Here is a 16,173-nt window from a genome sequence, read left to right on the forward strand (position 1 = left end):
GCGGTCTGAGCGGCGTCACCTCCGGACAGGCGGCGGACAGCAGCCAGCTCCAGCAGAGCTGCCGCACCGGGGCCTCGGCCAACAACTCGACCGACTGCCAGGTCGTCGCCGTCCTCAACTCGCTGGACAGCTACTGGGCCGACGCACTCGCCCGCTCCGGCACCACGTTCGAGCGACCGCGGACGAACTTCTTCGACGGCGGCGTGGACACCAGTGGCTGCGGCAGCGCCACGTCGGACACCGGGCCGTTCTACTGCCCGGCCGACTCCGAGATCTACATCGACCTGTCGTTCTTCCAGGACCTGACCTCCCGGTTCGGCACCCAGGGCGGGCCGTTCGCGCAGGCCTACGTGATCGCCCACGAGTACGGGCACCACATCCAGAACGTCCTCGGGACGAACCGCCGCGTCGGCAACGACACCGGCCCGACGTCCGGCTCCGTGCGCCTCGAACTGCAGGCCGACTGCTACGCCGGGGTGTGGGCCAACCATGCCACCACCACGCCGGGCGCCGACGGCAGCCCGCTGATCACCGAGCTGACCCAGGAGGACGTCGACGCCGCCCTGGACACCGCGGGCAAGATCGGCGACGACTACATCCAGACGAACCTGGGCGGCGGTCAGGTCGACGAGTCCCAGTTCTCGCACGGCAGCTCCGCGCAGCGTGAGCGCTGGTTCACCACCGGCATCCGGAGCGGCGACCCGGCCCGCTGCGACACGTTCTCCGCCCGCAACCTGGGCTGAGAGGAGCTCGCGGAACGATCATCGGCGCTGAGAGGAGCTTGCGGAACGATCATCAGCGCTGAGGAGCTCGCGAAACGATCATCAATGCGGATCACACGGTCAGCCGCGCGAGCTGCCGGTCGACGACGGCCAGTGCCGACTCCGGAGTGTGGTCGCCGACCAGGATCGACTCCCCCAGGCCGCCGGCCAGGGCGAACAGGACCGTCGACTCGTGCGACGGGTCGACGTCGCCGGAGATCCGCCCCGCGTCCCGGGCGTGGCGAAGCTTGTCGGTCAGCGCGTCCCGCATCAACCGGTTGCCGCCGCGGTAGGTCTCGCGCAGCTCCGGGTCGGCGACCGCCCGGACGAAGAACGCGGACCCGACCAGCGCATCGGCCCGGCTGTCGTCGTCCAGCGGGAGCATCCCGGCCAGGAGCGCCCGCACGAACTCCAGGGGCTCGTCCGAGGCGACCCGCGCGAGCTGCGCCTGGACCCGTTCGTCGACCCGGATCTGGAGCAGCGTCGCGGTGAAGGCCAGCAGCTCCTCGCGGGAGCCGAAGTAGTGCTGCACGCGACCCTTGGACACGCCCGCCTCGTCGGCCACCCGGTTCAGGCTGACCGTCTCCAGACCTTCCCGGGCCGCGATCCGCCAGAGCGCCTCGGCGATCTCGCCCCGCCGTTGCCCGTGGTCGACGATCCTCGGCACCCGGACCTCCTTCGCAATCCGATCGGCTTGCAAAAGCCCTCGCAAGCTTTTACAGTCTGACTGTACCGTAAACGAGGGGGCGCGATGAGGATCGGACACTTCACCAGCACGGACGGGCGGGAGCGGTTCCAGCGCGACTACGCCGCGGCGATGGCGCTGCTGCCGAAGCCGGACGGCACGGCCGACGCGAACACGCCGTTCGGCACGGTGCGGGCCTACCGGTTCGGCGCCGCGGGAGGAGCGCCGCTGGTGCTGCTGCCGGGCTCGGCCGCCCCGGGCGCCGTCTGGGCCCCGAACGTCGCCGGACTGGCGGCGCGCCGGACCGTCTACATCGTCGACGTCCTCGGCGGACCGGGCGCCAGCATGCAGCGGGTGCCGATCCGCACCACCGGCGACCAGGCCCGCTGGCTCGGCGCCGCGCTGGAGTCCCTGGACCTGCGCGACGTGCACCTGGTGGGGACGTCGATGGGCGGGTGGCTGGCCACCGCACTCGCCGTCCGGGACGACGAACGCCTCGCCTCGGTCTCGCTGTTCGACCCGGCGCAGACTCTCGACCGGATCCCGCTGTCGCTGGTGTGGCGCTCGATCGGCGCCGCCCCGGTCGCCCCGGCACCACTGCGGCGCCACTTCCTGGCCTCGCTCGGCGGCGGCGAGGTCGACATGGACGACCCGGTCGCCCGGATGATCGACAGCGCGATGCAGGGCTGGTCGTCCGCGCTGCCGATCCCGACGTACCCGACGGACGCGGAGCTGGGCCGGGTGCGGGTGCCGACCCTGGTCGTGGTGGCCGGTCGCAGCACGATCCTGGACGCCGACCGCGCCCGCCTGCGGGCGGAGCGTTCGATCCCGGACGTCCGGGCCGAGGTCTGGCCGCAGGCCTCGCACGCCCTGACCGGCGAGTTCCCGGATGCCGTCGTCGAGTCCGTGCTCGCCCACGCCGACGCGGCCGAGGCCCGGCCGGCCACGCGATGAGCAGCACGAGCCCGGTCGCGGCGACGGGGGGTCGCCGCGAGCTGGTCGTGACGGTTCTGTCCGACGTCGTCGCACCGATCGCCGTCTACTACGGGCTGCGTGTCCTCGGCGTCGCACCCACACCTGCGCTCCTGTCCGGTGCGGTCGTCCCGGCGGTGCGGGCGTTGTGGTCGCTGCTGCGGCACCGTCGCCTGGAGTGGTTCGCGGTGCTCGTCCTGGTGCTGGTGGCGGCCACCGTCGCGACGTCGATGGTCACCGGCAGCGAGCGGCTCCTGCTCGCCCGCGACGGCGCGATCACCGCTGCACTCGGTCTCGTGATGCTGGCGACGGCGGCGTCCGCACGCCCCGCGATGTACGCCATCGGCCGTGTGGTGATGGCCCGGAGTGGGCACGATGCCGCGACCTGGGACGAGCGGTGGTCCGCCTCGGCACGGTTCCGCCGGATCTGGCGTGCGGTCACCGTGCTGTGGGGTGCGGGACTGCTCCTCGACGCGGTCCTGCGGGTGCTGTCCGCCTACACGCTCCCGATCGACCTGGTGCCGGCGCTGCACGCGGCGCAGTGGCTGCCACTGCTCCTCGCCCTGCAGATCCTGAGCCAGCTGTACCTGCGCCGCCCCGGCAACCGGGAGCTGATCTTCGCCTGAGCACCTCACACAGGCTGGGTGCTCCTCACACACCTTCTACGGCATGTGAGGTGGACGGAACGTATGTGAGGTCAGGTCAGGCCGGCGGGGTGGCGGCCAGGAGGCCGGCCAGGGCTTGGGTGTAACCCTCGATCTGGAGGGCCCAGGTCGGGCGGGTGAAGTCGGACCGGTCCAGGACCACCCGCTGCTGCACCACCGGCTCGCCGCGCGGCGCGATCAGGGCGGTGCCGTCGTCGCGGTAGCCGAGCCGCTCCGAGACCCGCCGGGACGCAGTACTCCCGTCGAGGTACTCGGATCGGGCCGAGGAGGCACCGAGGTGGTCGAACGCGAAGGCGAGGACGGCGGCGCGCATCTCGGTGCCCAGGCCACGGCCCTGGAACCGACGTCCCAGGTAGGAGCCGGTCGCGACCTCGCCGAGCACACCGAAGCGCGTCGCCGTCAGGCTCTGGATGCCGGCCACCCGCCCGTCCTCGCGGACCACGAGGTGCAGCGACCACCGATCCGGTCCGACCGCGACCCGCTCGGACCAGAAGTACTGCAGCATCCCGCGACCCAGGTACGCGGGATCGGCGTCGGTCCACGCCTGCTGGAACGGCATCGACGCGGCCGGGTGGATGCCGTCGTGGGCGAGCGCGACGAGCTCGAGCAGCGACGCGTCGTCGTCCGGTCGCAGCTCCAGGCGCGGGGTGCGCAGCACCAGGTGCCGCTGCGGCCACGGCTCCGGAGGCGGTGATCCGGCCGGGCGCGGTCGCCACCGGTCCGGATCCGTCGTCATGGCGGCACTGTGCCGGATCGCGACCGCACGGTCGACGCAATACCGTCACGTCCATGTACGCGATCACGATGGCGGAGTACGGCGGCCCGGAGAACATGAGCTGGTCGGAGGTCGACGACCCGCAGCCGAAGCCGGGCGAGGTCGTCATCGACGTCGTCGCCTCCGCGGTGAACCGGGCCGACCTGCTCCAGCGCGAGGGCAACTACCCGGTCCCGCCGGGTGCCTCGGACATCCTCGGGCTCGAGTGCGCGGGCCGGATCAGCGCGCTCGGCGAGGGCGTGACCACCTGGAAGGTCGGCGACGAGGTGTGCGCGTTGCTGGCCGGCGGCGGGTACGCGCAGAAGGTCGCGGTGCCGTCGGTGCAGGTGCTGCCGATCCCGGCCGGGGTGGACCTCGCGGTGGCCGGCGGACTGCCGGAGGTCGCGTGCACGGTCTGGTCGAACATCGTGATGGCCGGGCACCTGAGCGCCGGCGAGACGTTCCTGGTCCAGGGCGGCAGCAGCGGCATCGGCACGCACGCGATCCAGGTCGCGAAGGCGATCGGTGCCCGCGTCGCCGCCACCGCCGGGCACGCCGACCGGCTGCAGACCTGCCGTGACCTGGGCGCCGACATCGCGATCGACTACCACGACGACATCGCCGAGGAGCTCAGGAAGGCCACCGACGGCCACGGCGCGGACGTCATCCTGGACAACATGGGCGCCAAGGGGCTGGACAACAACCTGACCGCGCTCGCGTTCGACGGCCGGCTGCTGATCATCGGCATGCAGGGCGGGGTGAAGGCCGAGATCAACCTCGGCAAGCTGCTGGGAAAGCGGACGAGCGTGACCGCGATGGGCCTGCGCGGACGTCCGGCCGAGGGACCGAACTCGAAGGCCCGGGTCGTCGCCGAGGTCCGGGACAACGTGTGGCCGATGATCGCCGACGGCCGGGTACGCCCGATCACCCACGAGCGGTTCTCGCTGGCCGACGCCGCCGACGCCCACCGCCGACTCGACGAGGGCGGCGTCGTCGGCAAGCTCCTGCTGGTCAACCCGGACGCCTGACGCCGCGAGACGGTGCACTCATGAGTCAGGACGTGCGTGGCGCGCTCGTCGTGGTTCACGAGTGCACCGGTCGGCGGGGGCTGTCGGCGGGGCGGGCGCGACCGGTCCAGAATGGGTGCATGAGTGAGCCGACGGGACAGGGATCGGGCGAGCAGGTCGTGGTGGTCGGTGCGGACGGACGTCCGGTCGGGATGGCCCGCGTGCCGTCCGGGGACGCCGAGCAGTCCGACGACCAGGGCCTGGCCACCATGGTCGAGCAGCCCGCCAAGGTCATGCGAATCGGCACCATGATCAAGCAGCTGCTGGAGGAGGTCCGGGCGGCACCGCTGGACGAGGCCTCCCGGGAGCGGCTGCGCGAGATCCACGAGAACTCGGTCAAGGAGCTCGAGGAGGGCCTGGCCCCGGAGCTGCGCGAGGAGCTGCAGCGGCTGAGCCTGCCGTTCACCGCCGACAGCGTCCCGTCCGAGGGGGAGCTGCGGATCGCGCAGGCCCAGCTCGTCGGCTGGCTGGAGGGCCTGTTCCACGGGATCCAGACGGCGCTGTTCGCCCAGCAGATGGCCGCCCGCGCGCAGCTGGAGCAGATGCGACGGGGCCTCCCGCCCGGCGCCGGTGGCGGTGCGCCGGAGCAGGGCGTGCCGGAGGGTCTGGGGCGGGGAACCGGGCAGTACCTCTGAGAGGAGCTTGCGGAACGATCACCAGCGCTGAGGGGAGCTTGCGGAACGAAGCTCTGCGCCGGGCGGCGCGCCGCGCACGCCCGCGTCGTCCGCGCGAGGGCGATGAGTACCCTCGACGGGTGGCCGTGACCGTGAGCGACAGCGAGGCGCGAGACGGCGCCTCCGCGATCGAGATGTCCGGTCCCCGCAGCTGGACGCGGGCGTTCGCGGACATCGCGCAGGGCTGGCAGCAGCGCCCGCTCTGGGGATATCTGGGCTGGCAGGACATCAAGCAGCGCTACCGGCGCTCGGTGCTCGGCCCGCTCTGGATCAGCATCAGCATGGGCGTCATCGCGCTCGGGCTGGGCATCCTCTACTCGGCACTGCTCGACATCCCGCTCGCCGAGTTCCTGCCGCACGTCGCGGTCGGGCTGCTGATCTGGAACTTCGTCAGCGGCTGCATCCTCGAGGGCAGCGAGGTCTTCATCGCCAACGAGGGGCTGATCAAGTTCCTGCCGGCGCCGCTGACCCTGCACATCTACCGGCTGGTGTGGCGGCAGACGCTGTTCTTCGCGCACAACCTGGTGGTCTGGGCCGTGCTGATGGTGATCTACCCGCGCCCGCTGGGCTGGGAGATCCTGCTGTCGCTGCCCGCCTTCGCGCTGCTGATGATCAACGGCGCCTGGATCGCGATCCTGGCCGGCATCCTGGCCACCCGGTTCCGGGACATCCCGCCGATCATCGCCAGCATGACCCAGCTGCTGTTCTACCTGACCCCGATCGTCTGGTCGGTGGACCTGCTCTCACGCAACGAGGCGGCCCGCGAGCGGGCGAGCCTGGTCGAGCTGAACCCGATCTTCCACTTCGTGGAGATCCTGCGGCAGCCGCTGATCGGCGACCCGATCGTGCCCCGGTACTGGCTGGTGGTCGGCGCGATCACCGTCGTCGGCTGGGCCGCAGCGCTGATCTGCCTGCGCAACTACCGCTCCCGCGTCGCCTACTGGGTGTGAGACGACCATGAACGAACCCCGCATCACGCTGGACAACGCCGCCGTCGACTTCCCGATCTTCGACGCCAAGACGCGGTCGCTGAAGAAGTCCGTGCTCGGACGCGCCGGCGGCCGGATCGGCACCGAGTCCAAGGTGCCGATCATCGAGGCGCTGCGCGACATCACCCTGTCCCTGGGCAAGGGCGACCGGGTCGCGCTCGTCGGGCACAACGGCGCCGGCAAGTCCACCCTGCTGCGCCTGATGGCCGGCATCTACGAGCCGACCCGCGGCAACGCCGTCGTCCGCGGCAAGGTCGCGCCGATCTTCGACCTGGCCGTCGGGATGGACCCGGAGATCTCCGGCCGGGAGAACATCATCATCCGCGGGCTGTTCCTGGGCATGACCCGCAAGCAGATGGAGGCCCGGCTCGAGGACATCGCGGAGTTCACCGAGCTCGGCGACTACCTGTCGATGCCGCTGCGCGCCTACTCCACCGGCATGCGGGTCCGGCTCGCGCTCGGCGTCGTGACCAGCATCGACCCCGAGATCCTGCTGCTCGACGAGGGCATCGGCGCCGTCGACGCGGAGTTCCTGGCCAAGGCCCGCGGCCGCCTCAACGAGCTGGTGGCGCGGTCCGGGATCCTGGTCTTCGCCTCGCACTCCGACGAGTTCCTGGCCGACCTGTGCGACACCGCGCTGTGGATGGAGCACGGGCAGATCAAGGAGTTCGGGCCGCTGCAGGACGTCCTGGACCACTACAAGGGCCGCCGCCCGCTGGAGGACCCCGCGTGAGCTCGAGCGCGCCACTGCCGGCCGGATCGGTCGTCGGCGTCATCGTCACCCGGCACCGGTCGGACATGCTGGTCGACTCGCTCACCGCGATGGCCAAGCAGACGCACCCGATCGCGCACCTGATCGTCGTCGACAACGGGCCCGACCAGCCGGCCCGCGACGCGGTCGAGGCCTGCGACCTGCCGACGACCTGGCTGCCGTCCTGGCGCAACCTCGGCGGTGCCGGCGGGTTCGCGCTCGGGATGCTGCACGCTCTGGCCCTGGGCGCGGACTGGGTGTTCCTCGGCGACGACGACGGGCACGCCGGCGACGAGACCGCGCTGGCCACGCTGCTCGACCTCGCGCAGCGCCGCGACCTGGCCGCGGTGTCCCCGGTGGTCGCGGACAAGGACGAGCCGGACCGCCTGGCGTTCCCGTTGCGGCGCGGCCTGACCTGGCACCGCACCCGCACCGCGCTACTGGCCGCCGACGGCGCCGGTGATGACGAACTGCTCCCGGGCATCGCGAGCTTCTTCAACGGCGCGCTGTTCCGCGCCTCGACGCTCGAGGTCATCGGCGTGCCGGACCTGCGGCTGTTCGTCCGCGGCGACGAGGTCGAGATGCACCGCCGGATGCTCCGCTCCGGGCTCGCGTTCGGCACCGCGCTGCGCGCGACCTACCTGCACCCGTACGGGTCCGGGGAGTTCAAGCCGATGCTCGGCGGGCGGCTGCACGCGCAGGACCCGGAGGACCCGGTCAAGCGCTACTACACCTACCGCAACCGCGGATACCTGATGAGCCAGCCGGGGATGCGCCGGATCGGGCTGCTGGAGATCCCGCGCTTCGCCTGGTACTTCCTCGTCACCCGCAAGGACCCGGCCGCGTTCCGGACGTGGCTGCGCCTGCTCAAGCAGGGGCGCGACGAGCACTTCCAGCGCGCACCCTGATCTACATCCTCAGGAGCGGAAGACGACCGTCCGCAGCATCACGAAGTTGATCACGGTCGCGGTGCCCTGCGCGATCACCCAGGCGATCGTGGTCTGGAACGCGATCGTCGGCAGCAGCGCCAGCGCCGCCGAGTTCACCCCGATGTTCACCGCGAACGTGACGGCGTAGAGCGCCACGAAACCGGCGAAGCGGCCACGACCGCCGGTGCCCGCGTCGGTGAACGTGAAGCGGCGGTTGAGCAGGTACGCCGTCGTGGTGCCGAGGATGAAGCTGATCCCCTTGGAGACCGGGACGACGAGGCCCAGGTGCAGCAGCAGGTGGTAGATCCCGAAGTCGACCAGCGCGGCCACGACGCCGACGGCGACGAACCGGACGATCTGCTGGAGCAGGCCGGACTTCTCGGGTGCTGCCTCGGTGGCGGTCACCGGTCGAGGGTAGCGCCGGGCGCTCGAGCGGCCCGGACGACCCGCCCTCTGGACTCGCCAAGCACTTTGCGCTACAAAGTAGCTGTCACAGCAGACTTCTTTGGGGGGAACCGATGGACGACAGGCCAGCCGACCCGGCCGCACTCGACGAGGACCGGCCGTACAGCCCGGCCGACGCGCTGGCCACGATCCGCAGCCAGCAGGCGAGGGTGAACGCCCAGCTCGAACCGGCGACCGCGCTGTTCTTCCTGTTCTGGGGGGTCGCCTGGATCCTGATCGGCGTCCTCGCCTACCTCGCCGCGACCGACGCGATCAGCGGCACGACGGCCGGTTTCGTCGGCGCCGGGGTGGTGCTGGTGGCCGGCGGCGCGTCGGCCTGGGTCGGCATCCGGTCCGGACGCGGGGTCGCGGGGAACTCGGCCCGTCAGGGCATGCTCTACGGCCTGAGCTGGCCGATCATCATGACGCTGGTCGGCGTCTTCGTCGGAGCCTCGGCCTCGACCCTCGGGCTGACCGGGGTGCAGATGTCGGTGCTCACGCCGGCGATCTTCGCGCTGGTCGTCGGCGCGCTGTACTCCGCGGCCGGGGCGATCTGGGGGCACGTCCCGAACTACGTCCTGGGCCTGTGGATCGTCGCGGTCGGGGTGATCTCGGTGTTCGCGGGCTCGCCGGCGAACACGCTGGTCTTCGGCATCGGCGCCGGAGGCGGGATGCTCGTCGTCGGCGTCATGGAGATCGTGCGGAGGCCGCGGTCGTGACCGGCGTCCCGCAGCTCGACCCCGTCATCCACGCGCAGGCCCGACTCCGGGTGACCGCGACGCTCGCGACGCTCTGCGAGGGCGACCGGATCACGTTCCCGCGGCTGCAGGAGCTGCTCGACATGACCGCGGGCAACCTCTCGACCCACCTGCGCAAGCTCGAGGAAGCGCAGTACGTCGTGATCACCAAGGCACATGAGCGGCGGACCCCGGTCACCTACGCCGAGCTCACCCGGGACGGGCGGCGCGCGTTCGAGGACTACACCAGGGCGCTGCAGTCCCTGCTCGCACCGAACGGGGACGGGTCGTGAGCGCCCCGGTGGCGCGGGCCGTGGGCGTCACCCGGCGGTTCGGCCCCACGGTCGCTCTCGATCGGCTCGACCTGGACGTCGAGGCCGGTTCGCTGGTCGGCCTGCTCGGCCCGAACGGGGCCGGGAAGTCCACGCTGATCAGCCTGCTGGTCGGGCTCCGCAAGCCGGACGCGGGCACCGTCGAGCTGTTCGGCGGATCCCCGCGCGACGCGGCGAACCGGCTGCGTCTCGGCATGACCCCGCAGGAGACCGGACTGCCGGACACGCTGCGCATCGGCGAGGTCCTCGACTTCGTGTCCCGGCACTTCCCGGACCCGCTGCCCCCCGGCGAGCTGCTGGAGCGTTTCGGCCTCACCGGCCTGGAGAGGCGGCAGACCGGCGGGCTGTCCGGAGGACAGAAGCGGCGCCTGGCCGTCGCGCTGGCGTTCGCCGGCCGGCCGCGGCTAGTGGTGCTCGACGAGCCCACCACCGGTCTCGACGTGGAGGGGCGCCGCGCGCTCTGGGACGGGGTCCGCGCGTTCCACGCCGACGGCGGAACGGTGCTGCTGACCAGCCACTACCTGGACGAGATCGAGAGCCTCGCCGAGCGGGTGGTGGTCGTGGCGAAGGGCCGGGTGGTCGCCGACGGCGACGTCGACCAGGTCCGCGGGCTCGTCTCGGTGAGCACCGTGAGCCTGCGCTCGGACGTCGCGCCGCCGATGGAGGGCACCGTCCGCAGCGAGCGCGCCGGCGACCGCTGGGACCTGTGGACCACCGACGCCGACGCCCTGGTCCGCCGGCTGGTGCACGACGGCGTCCCGTTCCACGACCTGCAGGTGCGGACGGCCTCGCTCGAGGAGGCGTTCCTGTCGCTGACCGACGAGACCGAGGAGTCCGCGCGATGACGCTGCTCGCCGCCCACTACCGCTTCCAGGTGCTCGAACAGGCCCGGATCCCGATCGCGCTGGTCTCCTCCGCGGCGTTCCCGGCGCTGTCGCTGCTGTTCTTCGTGGTGCCGTTCGACTTCGCGTCCAGCCCGGATGCGGCGACGACCGCCGTCGTGCAGCTCATCGTGTTCGCGGTGATGATCAGTTTCCTGTTCACGTTCGGCGTCGGGGTCGCCGACGACCGGGAGAAGTCCTGGGACCCCTACCTGCGCACGCTGCCCGCGCCGGCCTGGCCGCGGATCGCCGGCCGGGTGCTGACCGGGGCGACCTTCGCGTTGCTCTCGATCATCCCGGTGGTCATCGTCGGGGCGCTGTTCACCGAGGCCACCGCGTCGCCGGTGCAGCTGCTGCTCGGGATGCTCGCGCTGGTCGTCGCCGGGCTCCCGTTCCTGTTCGGCGGGCTGGCGATCGGGTACTCGCTGCCGGTCAAGGTCGCGTTGCCGGTCACGAACCTGATCTTCTTCCCGATCTCGTTCGCCGGCGGCCTGCTGATCCCGCCGACGCTGTTCCCGTCCTGGTTGCAGACGTTCTCGGCGCTGCTGCCCTCGCGCGGCGCCCGCGACCTGGTGGTGCTGGCCGTGGTCGGGACCCCGCCGGACGTCGTCGCGATCGTGGTCCTCGCGGGGTGGATCGCGGTCACCGGAGCCCTCACGGTGTGGGCCTACCGGCGCGACGAGGGCCGCCGCTTCCGCTGACCCGCCGTCCCACACCCCGCCACCCGAGCGTTGTGGAGCCCTGACGTCTCCTGGCACGCCGCCACACCGCGTCATGGCTCCACAACGGCCGCGGGGGACGGGTCATTTCGCGTCAGGGCTCCACAACGGCCGTGGGAACGGGTGGGTCAGAAGTGGCGGCCGGCGAAGTGGAAGCGGCGGCGGACCGTCACCGAGCCCATGCCGGCGCGGCCGTAGACGCGGAAGTGCGGGTGGCCGTGGGCGGCGCGGCCGGAGACCTTGCTGCGGACCGAGCCCATCGACGTCTCCATGCCGTTGACGTCGGCGGTGGCGTCGTCCGGGACGAGCAGCCGCGCCGAGCCGGCGCCGAGCTGCAGCTCCACCTCGACGACCGGATGGGCGAACGTCGCGTCGCAGAAGTCGAGCAGCACCGAGCCCATCGAGCTCTGCACCCGCAGCCGCGCCGGCACCTGCCAGTTCCCGACGCGGCGCAGCGAGCCCATCCCGCCGCGCAGCACGGTCGGCGGGCCGACCGGGGTGGAGAGCTGCTCGGTGCGCAGGTCCAGCGGGTCACCGGGCAGGTCGGCCAGCGGCGGCACCAGGTCCGCGCCGAACCGGGCCGCGTAGACGATCGAGAGACGCTCCTCCAGCTCGCCCACCGAGATCCGGCCCTCGGACAGCGCCCGTTGCAGCCGTTCGGCCGCACGCTCCCGGTCGGCGTGCGAGATCCTGATCTCCCGCCGCTCGTCGGGTGGGGGCTGGGCGTCCATCCTGAGCAGCGTAATCGCCGGTCCCCGACGCGTTCACCCGTCCCACCCCGTCGTCAGCCGACCGGGCCCGCGACGGCGGGGCGGAACAGCCACACGTCCCCGGCGAGGCGTCCGGGGTCGCCGGTGACCCGCCGCGACCAGTCCAGCACCCGCCCGTCGGCGGCGGGGTCCTCCCCCGGCGCGACCGCGACGACCGTGACGCCCAGCTCCTGCAGGTCACCGGCCGCGCGGGCGGTGTAGGCCGCGCTCGGGAGGTTCTTGCCGTCGGCGACCCACTGCGCGCCGATCTGGTAGCGGTTCCACGGCGACTCGATGACGAGCGGGTCCTCGTCGTTCGAGGCGATGAAGTACCCGCCGGGCGTGCGGAACGCCATGTCCGAGGCCACCTGCCAGCGCAGGCCCTGCGCGCCGTCGTCCCAGGCCGCGCTCAGGCGTGGGTAGATCTCGGCGACGTCGCCGGGCCGGAACGCCCCGCCCGGGTCGGCGAACAGCGCCGGGACGGTGGCCGGCTGCACCTCCTGGGTGTCGCCGGGCAGCCACGACACCAGCGCGAACCCGGAGAGCACGAGCGCGCCCGTCCGGACCGCGCCGCGCGGCGCGACGTCCGGGAGCCGGTCGACCCACAGCGCGACGACGACGGCGACGCACAGCGCCACGACCACCTGGATCCGCACCGGCTCGATCTCCGAGAGCAGCGGCACGACCGTGACGGCCTTCCACGGCAGCGCGACGTCCAGGTGCTCGCCGAGCACGACGACGCCGGTGCCGAGCGAGCAGAGCCACGCGATCGCCCCGACCGCGGCGGTGACCCGCAGCGTCGACGACCGCACGACGAGCACGGCGACCAGGATCAGCGCCAGCATCGCGATCCCGACGTAGCCGCCCTGCTCGCCGATGTGCCCGGCCAGCTCGTCGGCGAGGCCGTCGGGGGCGGGGCCGATCGCCGTCATCCGGGTCGGGAGCACGATGTTGGCCAGGTCGGCACCGGTCGCGTCGACGTTGCGGATGGCCGAGCGGGGGCGCACCGGTCCGGCCAGGATCAACCACAGCGGGTAGGCCCCGAGCACCGCGAACGCGCCGACGCAGGCCACCGCGGCCCGGGCCAGACCGGGCAGCGCGGGACGCACCCGCCGCGGCCACCGCACCGCCAGCACCACCGCGGCGACGACCAGGAAGATCACGCCGATGGCCAGCGCCTGGGTGTAGAGGACCAGCTGCGCGACAAGCACCAGACCGGTGACCGCGCCGAGCCGCCAGGGATGCGTGACGGGCCGGGCGAACAGGTGGTGGGCGAGCAGCAGCAGGACCGGCGGCAACACCGACCAGACCAGGTTCAGGTGCCCGGCCACGGCGTGCGCGAGGTGGAACGGGCTGAACGCGTAGAGCGCCCCGGCGAGGCCGCGGGCCGTCCAGCCGCGCAGCCCGTCGGAGCGGACGTAGGGACGCAGCGCCCACACCAGCGCCAGCCCGGACACGACCGGGCCGAGCACGACGCCGGTGTTGAACGCGGCGGTCGCACCGGCGGCCAGCGTCACCGGGGAGAGCAGCGCCGCCAGCAGCGGGACGCTGGTGTTCCACAGCGCGTTGACCCCGAGCGGGTAGTGCATGTAGTCGCTGAGCAGCGGGTTCTGCCCGTGCCCGACCGCCCACGGCAGCCAGTTGAGCCACCACGCGAACATGTCGGCGTCCGCGGTGACCCGCCCGATCAGCACCGTGGAGAACGAGCCGAGCGCGCGGTGCTGCAGGCCCGCCGAGGCGAGCAGGTAGAGCGCGGCGAGGAGCAGGTACGGCCACCACGCGCGACGGCGGCGGGTCGGCGCGGAGCCGACGGCCTGCTCGGGCCGTGCGTGCCGGGGCGTGCGCACCTCGCCCGACCCCGTCACGCCCAGCACCGGACCAGCGTCCCACAGGGGCGTCCGCCCGCCCGCCCACCGATCCGGCCACCGCATCGTCGTCGGCGGCGGCCAGGGCTGCGGGATCCGCGCCCGGCCGTCTCGGTAGCCTTGCGCCGATGTCGAGCCACGCCCGGTCCCTGCACGGATGGGGACGCACCGCGCCCACGATCGCCGAGGTCGTCACCCCCCGGGACGGGCAGGAGGTGGCGGACGCGGTCACCCGCGCCGGTGAGCGCGGGATCATCGCCCGCGGGCTCGGCCGGTCCTACGGCGACCCCGCGCAGAACGCGGGCGGGCTCGTACTGGACATGACCGGGCTCGGCCGGATCCACTCAATCGACCCGGACTCGGGCGTTGTCGACCTCGACGCCGGGGTCAGCCTGGACACTCTGATGCGGGCCGCGCTGCCGCACGGGCTGTGGGTCCCGGTGCTGCCCGGCACCCGCCAGGTGACGATCGGCGGCGCGATCGGCGCCGACGTGCACGGCAAGAACCACCACACCAAGGGCAGCTTCGGCAACCACGTGCTGTCGATGGACCTGGTCACCGCGGACGGCACGGTGCACGCACTGACCCCGGACGGCCCGGGGCAGGAGCTGTTCTGGGCCACCGTCGGCGGGATGGGGCTGACCGGTGTGATCACCCGGGCCCGGGTGCGGCTGCACCGCACCGAGTCGGCGTACTTCGTCGTCGACACGGACCGCACCGACGACCTGGACGGCCTGCTGGAGCTGCTCACCGACGGCTCCGACGACCGCTACGGCTACTCCGCGGCCTGGTTCGACACCACCGCGACCGGCGCGAAGTTGGGCCGCTCGGTCCTCACCCGGGGTTCGCTCGCGACCGTCGACCAGCTGCCGGACAAGCTCCGCGCGGACCCGCTGAAGTTCGACGCGCCGCAGCTGCTCAGCTTCCCGGACGTGTTCCCGAACGGGCTGGCCAACAAGGCGTCGCTGACCGCGTTCAGCGAGCTGTGGTTCCGCAAGGCCCCGCGGCGCCAGCGCGGCTCGGTGCAGAACATCACGGCCTTCTACCAGGTGCTCGACCTGTTCGGGAACTGGAACCGGATCTTCGGGTCCAAGGGATTCCTGCAGTACCAGTTCGCCGTCCCGATGGGCGAGGAAGCGGCGCTGCGCCGGATCGTCGAGAAGATCGCGCACTCCCCGCACAAGTCCGGGCTCAACGTGTTCAAGCGCTTCGGCGAGGGCAACGCCGCCCCGCTGTCCTTCCCGATCAAGGGCTGGACGATCACCGTGGACTTCCCGATCGCGCCGGGGCTCTCCCGGTTCTGCACCGAGCTCGACGAGATGGTGCTGACCGCGGGCGGGCGCCTGTACCTGGCCAAGGAGTCCCGCACCAGCCCGGCCGCGTTCGCCGCCGGGTACCCGCGGATCGACGAGTGGCGCAAGGTCCGCTCGTCGGTGGACCCGGACGGCCGTTTCGCCTCCGACATGTCCCGCCGCCTCGCACTCACCTAGGAGCTTCTCCCACATGATCGACGCCGTCGGCAACCCGCAGAGCATCCTTCTCCTGGGCGGGACCTCCGAGATCGGCCTGGCCTCGGTGCGCGCGTTCGCCGCGGACCGCCCGATGCGGGTGGTGCTCGCCGCCCGCCCGGGCCCGCGCCTGGACGCCGCGCGCACCGAGCTGGAGGCCCTCGGCTGCGGGGTGGAGACGATCGAGTTCGACGCGCGCGCGGTCGAGACGCACTCCGAGGTCGTCCGCAAGGCGTTCGCCGGAGGGGACATCGACGTCGCGATCGTCGCGTTCGGCCTGCTCGGGGACAACGAGAAGGCCTGGACGGACGTCGACACCGCCGTCGAGCTGGCGCAGGTCAACTACACCGCCACGGTGTCCACCGGGGTGGCGCTGGCCGAGCGCTTCACCGCCCAGGGCCACGGTGCACTGGTCGCGATCTCGTCGGTGGCCGGGGAGCGGGCGCGCCGCTCGAACTTCGTCTACGGCTCCACCAAGGCCGGGATGGACGCGTTCTACACCGGGCTGACCGAGGCCCTGCGCCCGTCCGGGGTCACGGTGTCGATCGTCCGGCCCGGGTTCGTGCACACGAAGATGACCGCGGGCCTCAAGCCGGCGCCGCTGTCCACCACCCCCGATGCGGTCGCCGAGGTGATCGTCGACGCGGTGCGCAAGCAGAAGGAGCTCGTCTGGGCGCCGGCCCCGTACCGG

General features: G+C 72.4%; 19 protein-coding genes. 14 read left to right on the plus strand and 5 right to left on the minus strand.

The window, feature by feature from the left end; translation table 11 throughout:
- On the plus strand, positions 1-743 hold a 743-nt coding region (locus I4I78_RS18245; protein WP_218612557.1), incomplete at its 5' end, for a neutral zinc metallopeptidase.
- Between the two features lie 91 nt (positions 744-834).
- On the opposite strand, the gene I4I78_RS18250 is transcribed toward I4I78_RS18245, so the two are convergent.
- Positions 835-1,428, minus strand: coding sequence for a TetR/AcrR family transcriptional regulator (locus tag I4I78_RS18250; RefSeq protein WP_218612558.1), 594 nt, complete (start codon positions 1,426-1,428; stop codon positions 835-837).
- 84 nt (positions 1,429-1,512) lie between these two features.
- On the opposite strand from I4I78_RS18250, the gene I4I78_RS18255 reads away from it, so the two are divergent.
- Together I4I78_RS18255 and I4I78_RS18260 are read left to right on the plus strand one after the other, a co-directional pair.
- Positions 1,513-2,400, plus strand: a complete 888-nt coding sequence (locus I4I78_RS18255) for an alpha/beta fold hydrolase (protein WP_218612559.1) — start codon at positions 1,513-1,515, stop codon at positions 2,398-2,400.
- Complete coding sequence (locus tag I4I78_RS18260; protein WP_218612560.1) at positions 2,397-3,044, plus strand: VC0807 family protein; 648 nt, start codon at positions 2,397-2,399, stop codon at positions 3,042-3,044. The genes I4I78_RS18255 and I4I78_RS18260 overlap by 4 nt, the downstream gene beginning before the upstream one ends.
- Before the next feature lie 76 nt (positions 3,045-3,120).
- Here the strand turns inward: I4I78_RS18260 and I4I78_RS18265 are convergent, their stop codons facing one another.
- Positions 3,121-3,819 carry a GNAT family N-acetyltransferase gene (locus tag I4I78_RS18265; RefSeq protein WP_218612561.1) on the minus strand — a complete coding sequence of 233 codons (699 nt, stop codon included), beginning with the start codon at positions 3,817-3,819 and terminating at the stop codon, positions 3,121-3,123.
- Between the two features lie 53 nt (positions 3,820-3,872).
- Here I4I78_RS18265 and I4I78_RS18270 point away from each other — a divergent pair, with 53 nt between their 5' ends.
- The 5 genes from I4I78_RS18270 (at position 3,873) to I4I78_RS18290 (ending at position 8,226) form a co-directional block, all read left to right on the plus strand.
- Positions 3,873-4,865 carry an NAD(P)H-quinone oxidoreductase gene (locus tag I4I78_RS18270; RefSeq protein WP_218612562.1) on the plus strand — a complete coding sequence of 331 codons (993 nt, stop codon included), beginning with the start codon at positions 3,873-3,875 and terminating at the stop codon, positions 4,863-4,865.
- A gap of 119 nt (positions 4,866-4,984) precedes the next feature.
- Complete coding sequence (locus I4I78_RS18275) at positions 4,985-5,539, plus strand: bacterial proteasome activator family protein (protein ID WP_218612563.1); 555 nt, start codon at positions 4,985-4,987, stop codon at positions 5,537-5,539.
- Positions 5,540-5,712: 173 nt separating this feature from the next.
- On the plus strand, positions 5,713-6,528 hold the full coding sequence (locus I4I78_RS18280; RefSeq protein WP_218612573.1) for an ABC transporter permease: 816 nt from the start codon (positions 5,713-5,715) through the stop codon (positions 6,526-6,528).
- 7 nt (positions 6,529-6,535) lie between these two features.
- On the plus strand, positions 6,536-7,300 hold the full coding sequence (locus I4I78_RS18285; protein ID WP_218612564.1) for an ABC transporter ATP-binding protein: 765 nt from the start codon (positions 6,536-6,538) through the stop codon (positions 7,298-7,300).
- Positions 7,297-8,226, plus strand: a complete 930-nt coding sequence (locus tag I4I78_RS18290) for a glycosyltransferase family 2 protein (protein WP_308252204.1) — start codon at positions 7,297-7,299, stop codon at positions 8,224-8,226. The genes I4I78_RS18285 and I4I78_RS18290 overlap by 4 nt, the downstream gene beginning before the upstream one ends.
- A 9-nt stretch (positions 8,227-8,235) precedes the next feature.
- On the opposite strand, the gene I4I78_RS18295 is transcribed toward I4I78_RS18290, so the two are convergent.
- Positions 8,236-8,652 (minus strand): GtrA family protein, encoded by a 417-nt coding sequence (locus I4I78_RS18295; protein ID WP_308252205.1) that lies wholly within the window; start codon positions 8,650-8,652, stop codon positions 8,236-8,238.
- Between the two features lie 113 nt (positions 8,653-8,765).
- Here I4I78_RS18295 and I4I78_RS18300 point away from each other — a divergent pair, with 113 nt between their 5' ends.
- Genes I4I78_RS18300 through I4I78_RS18315 form a run of 4 tightly spaced genes read left to right on the plus strand, consistent with a single transcriptional unit; the run spans position 8,766 to position 11,342 of the window.
- Positions 8,766-9,410, plus strand: a complete 645-nt coding sequence (locus I4I78_RS18300; protein WP_218612565.1) for a hypothetical protein — start codon at positions 8,766-8,768, stop codon at positions 9,408-9,410.
- A complete protein-coding gene (locus I4I78_RS18305) occupies positions 9,407-9,721 on the plus strand; it encodes a transcriptional regulator (RefSeq protein WP_218612566.1) in 315 nt (104 codons plus the stop codon). The genes I4I78_RS18300 and I4I78_RS18305 overlap by 4 nt, the downstream gene beginning before the upstream one ends.
- Complete coding sequence (locus tag I4I78_RS18310; protein ID WP_218612567.1) at positions 9,718-10,605, plus strand: ABC transporter ATP-binding protein; 888 nt, start codon at positions 9,718-9,720, stop codon at positions 10,603-10,605. Before I4I78_RS18305 ends, I4I78_RS18310 begins: the two co-directional genes overlap by 4 nt.
- Positions 10,602-11,342 (plus strand): ABC transporter permease, encoded by a 741-nt coding sequence (locus tag I4I78_RS18315; protein WP_218612568.1) that lies wholly within the window; start codon positions 10,602-10,604, stop codon positions 11,340-11,342. Before I4I78_RS18310 ends, I4I78_RS18315 begins: the two co-directional genes overlap by 4 nt.
- Before the next feature lie 146 nt (positions 11,343-11,488).
- Here the strand turns inward: I4I78_RS18315 and I4I78_RS18320 are convergent, their stop codons facing one another.
- Together I4I78_RS18320 and I4I78_RS18325 are read right to left on the minus strand one after the other, a co-directional pair.
- Positions 11,489-12,091, minus strand: a complete 603-nt coding sequence (locus I4I78_RS18320) for a DUF1707 domain-containing protein (RefSeq protein WP_218612569.1) — start codon at positions 12,089-12,091, stop codon at positions 11,489-11,491.
- 53 nt (positions 12,092-12,144) lie between these two features.
- Positions 12,145-13,983 carry a hypothetical protein gene (locus I4I78_RS18325; RefSeq protein ID WP_218612570.1) on the minus strand — a complete coding sequence of 613 codons (1,839 nt, stop codon included), beginning with the start codon at positions 13,981-13,983 and terminating at the stop codon, positions 12,145-12,147.
- A 119-nt stretch (positions 13,984-14,102) separates the two neighbouring features.
- Between I4I78_RS18325 and I4I78_RS18330 the strand changes: the two genes are divergently transcribed.
- Together I4I78_RS18330 and I4I78_RS18335 are read left to right on the plus strand one after the other, a co-directional pair.
- On the plus strand, positions 14,103-15,464 hold the full coding sequence (locus I4I78_RS18330) for an FAD-binding oxidoreductase (RefSeq protein WP_218612571.1): 1,362 nt from the start codon (positions 14,103-14,105) through the stop codon (positions 15,462-15,464).
- A 13-nt stretch (positions 15,465-15,477) separates the two neighbouring features.
- On the plus strand, positions 15,478-16,173 hold a 696-nt coding region (locus I4I78_RS18335; RefSeq protein ID WP_218612572.1), incomplete at its 3' end, for a decaprenylphospho-beta-D-erythro-pentofuranosid-2-ulose 2-reductase.

It is taken from the genome of Pseudonocardia sp. KRD291 (genome assembly GCF_019263595.1).
Classification (GTDB): domain Bacteria; phylum Actinomycetota; class Actinomycetes; order Mycobacteriales; family Pseudonocardiaceae; genus Pseudonocardia.

Bases quoted from the DNA above. Each gene is read 5' to 3' on its own strand.
- I4I78_RS18285 (WP_218612564.1), top strand. From the start codon at position 6,536: ATGAACGAACCCCGCATCACGCTGGACAACGCCGCCGTCGACTTCCCG.
- I4I78_RS18260 (WP_218612560.1), top strand. From the start codon at position 2,397: ATGAGCAGCACGAGCCCGGTCGCGGCGACGGGGGGTCGCCGCGAGCTG.
- I4I78_RS18270 (WP_218612562.1), top strand. From the start codon at position 3,873: ATGTACGCGATCACGATGGCGGAGTACGGCGGCCCGGAGAACATGAGC.
- I4I78_RS18315 (WP_218612568.1), top strand. From the start codon at position 10,602: ATGACGCTGCTCGCCGCCCACTACCGCTTCCAGGTGCTCGAACAGGCC.
- I4I78_RS18330 (WP_218612571.1), top strand. From the start codon at position 14,103: ATGTCGAGCCACGCCCGGTCCCTGCACGGATGGGGACGCACCGCGCCC.
- I4I78_RS18275 (WP_218612563.1), top strand. From the start codon at position 4,985: ATGAGTGAGCCGACGGGACAGGGATCGGGCGAGCAGGTCGTGGTGGTC.
- I4I78_RS18280 (WP_218612573.1), top strand. From the start codon at position 5,713: ATGTCCGGTCCCCGCAGCTGGACGCGGGCGTTCGCGGACATCGCGCAG.
- I4I78_RS18300 (WP_218612565.1), top strand. From the start codon at position 8,766: ATGGACGACAGGCCAGCCGACCCGGCCGCACTCGACGAGGACCGGCCG.
- I4I78_RS18320 (WP_218612569.1), bottom strand. From the start codon at position 12,091: ATGGACGCCCAGCCCCCACCCGACGAGCGGCGGGAGATCAGGATCTCG.
- I4I78_RS18265 (WP_218612561.1), bottom strand. From the start codon at position 3,819: ATGACGACGGATCCGGACCGGTGGCGACCGCGCCCGGCCGGATCACCG.
- I4I78_RS18255 (WP_218612559.1), top strand. From the start codon at position 1,513: ATGAGGATCGGACACTTCACCAGCACGGACGGGCGGGAGCGGTTCCAG.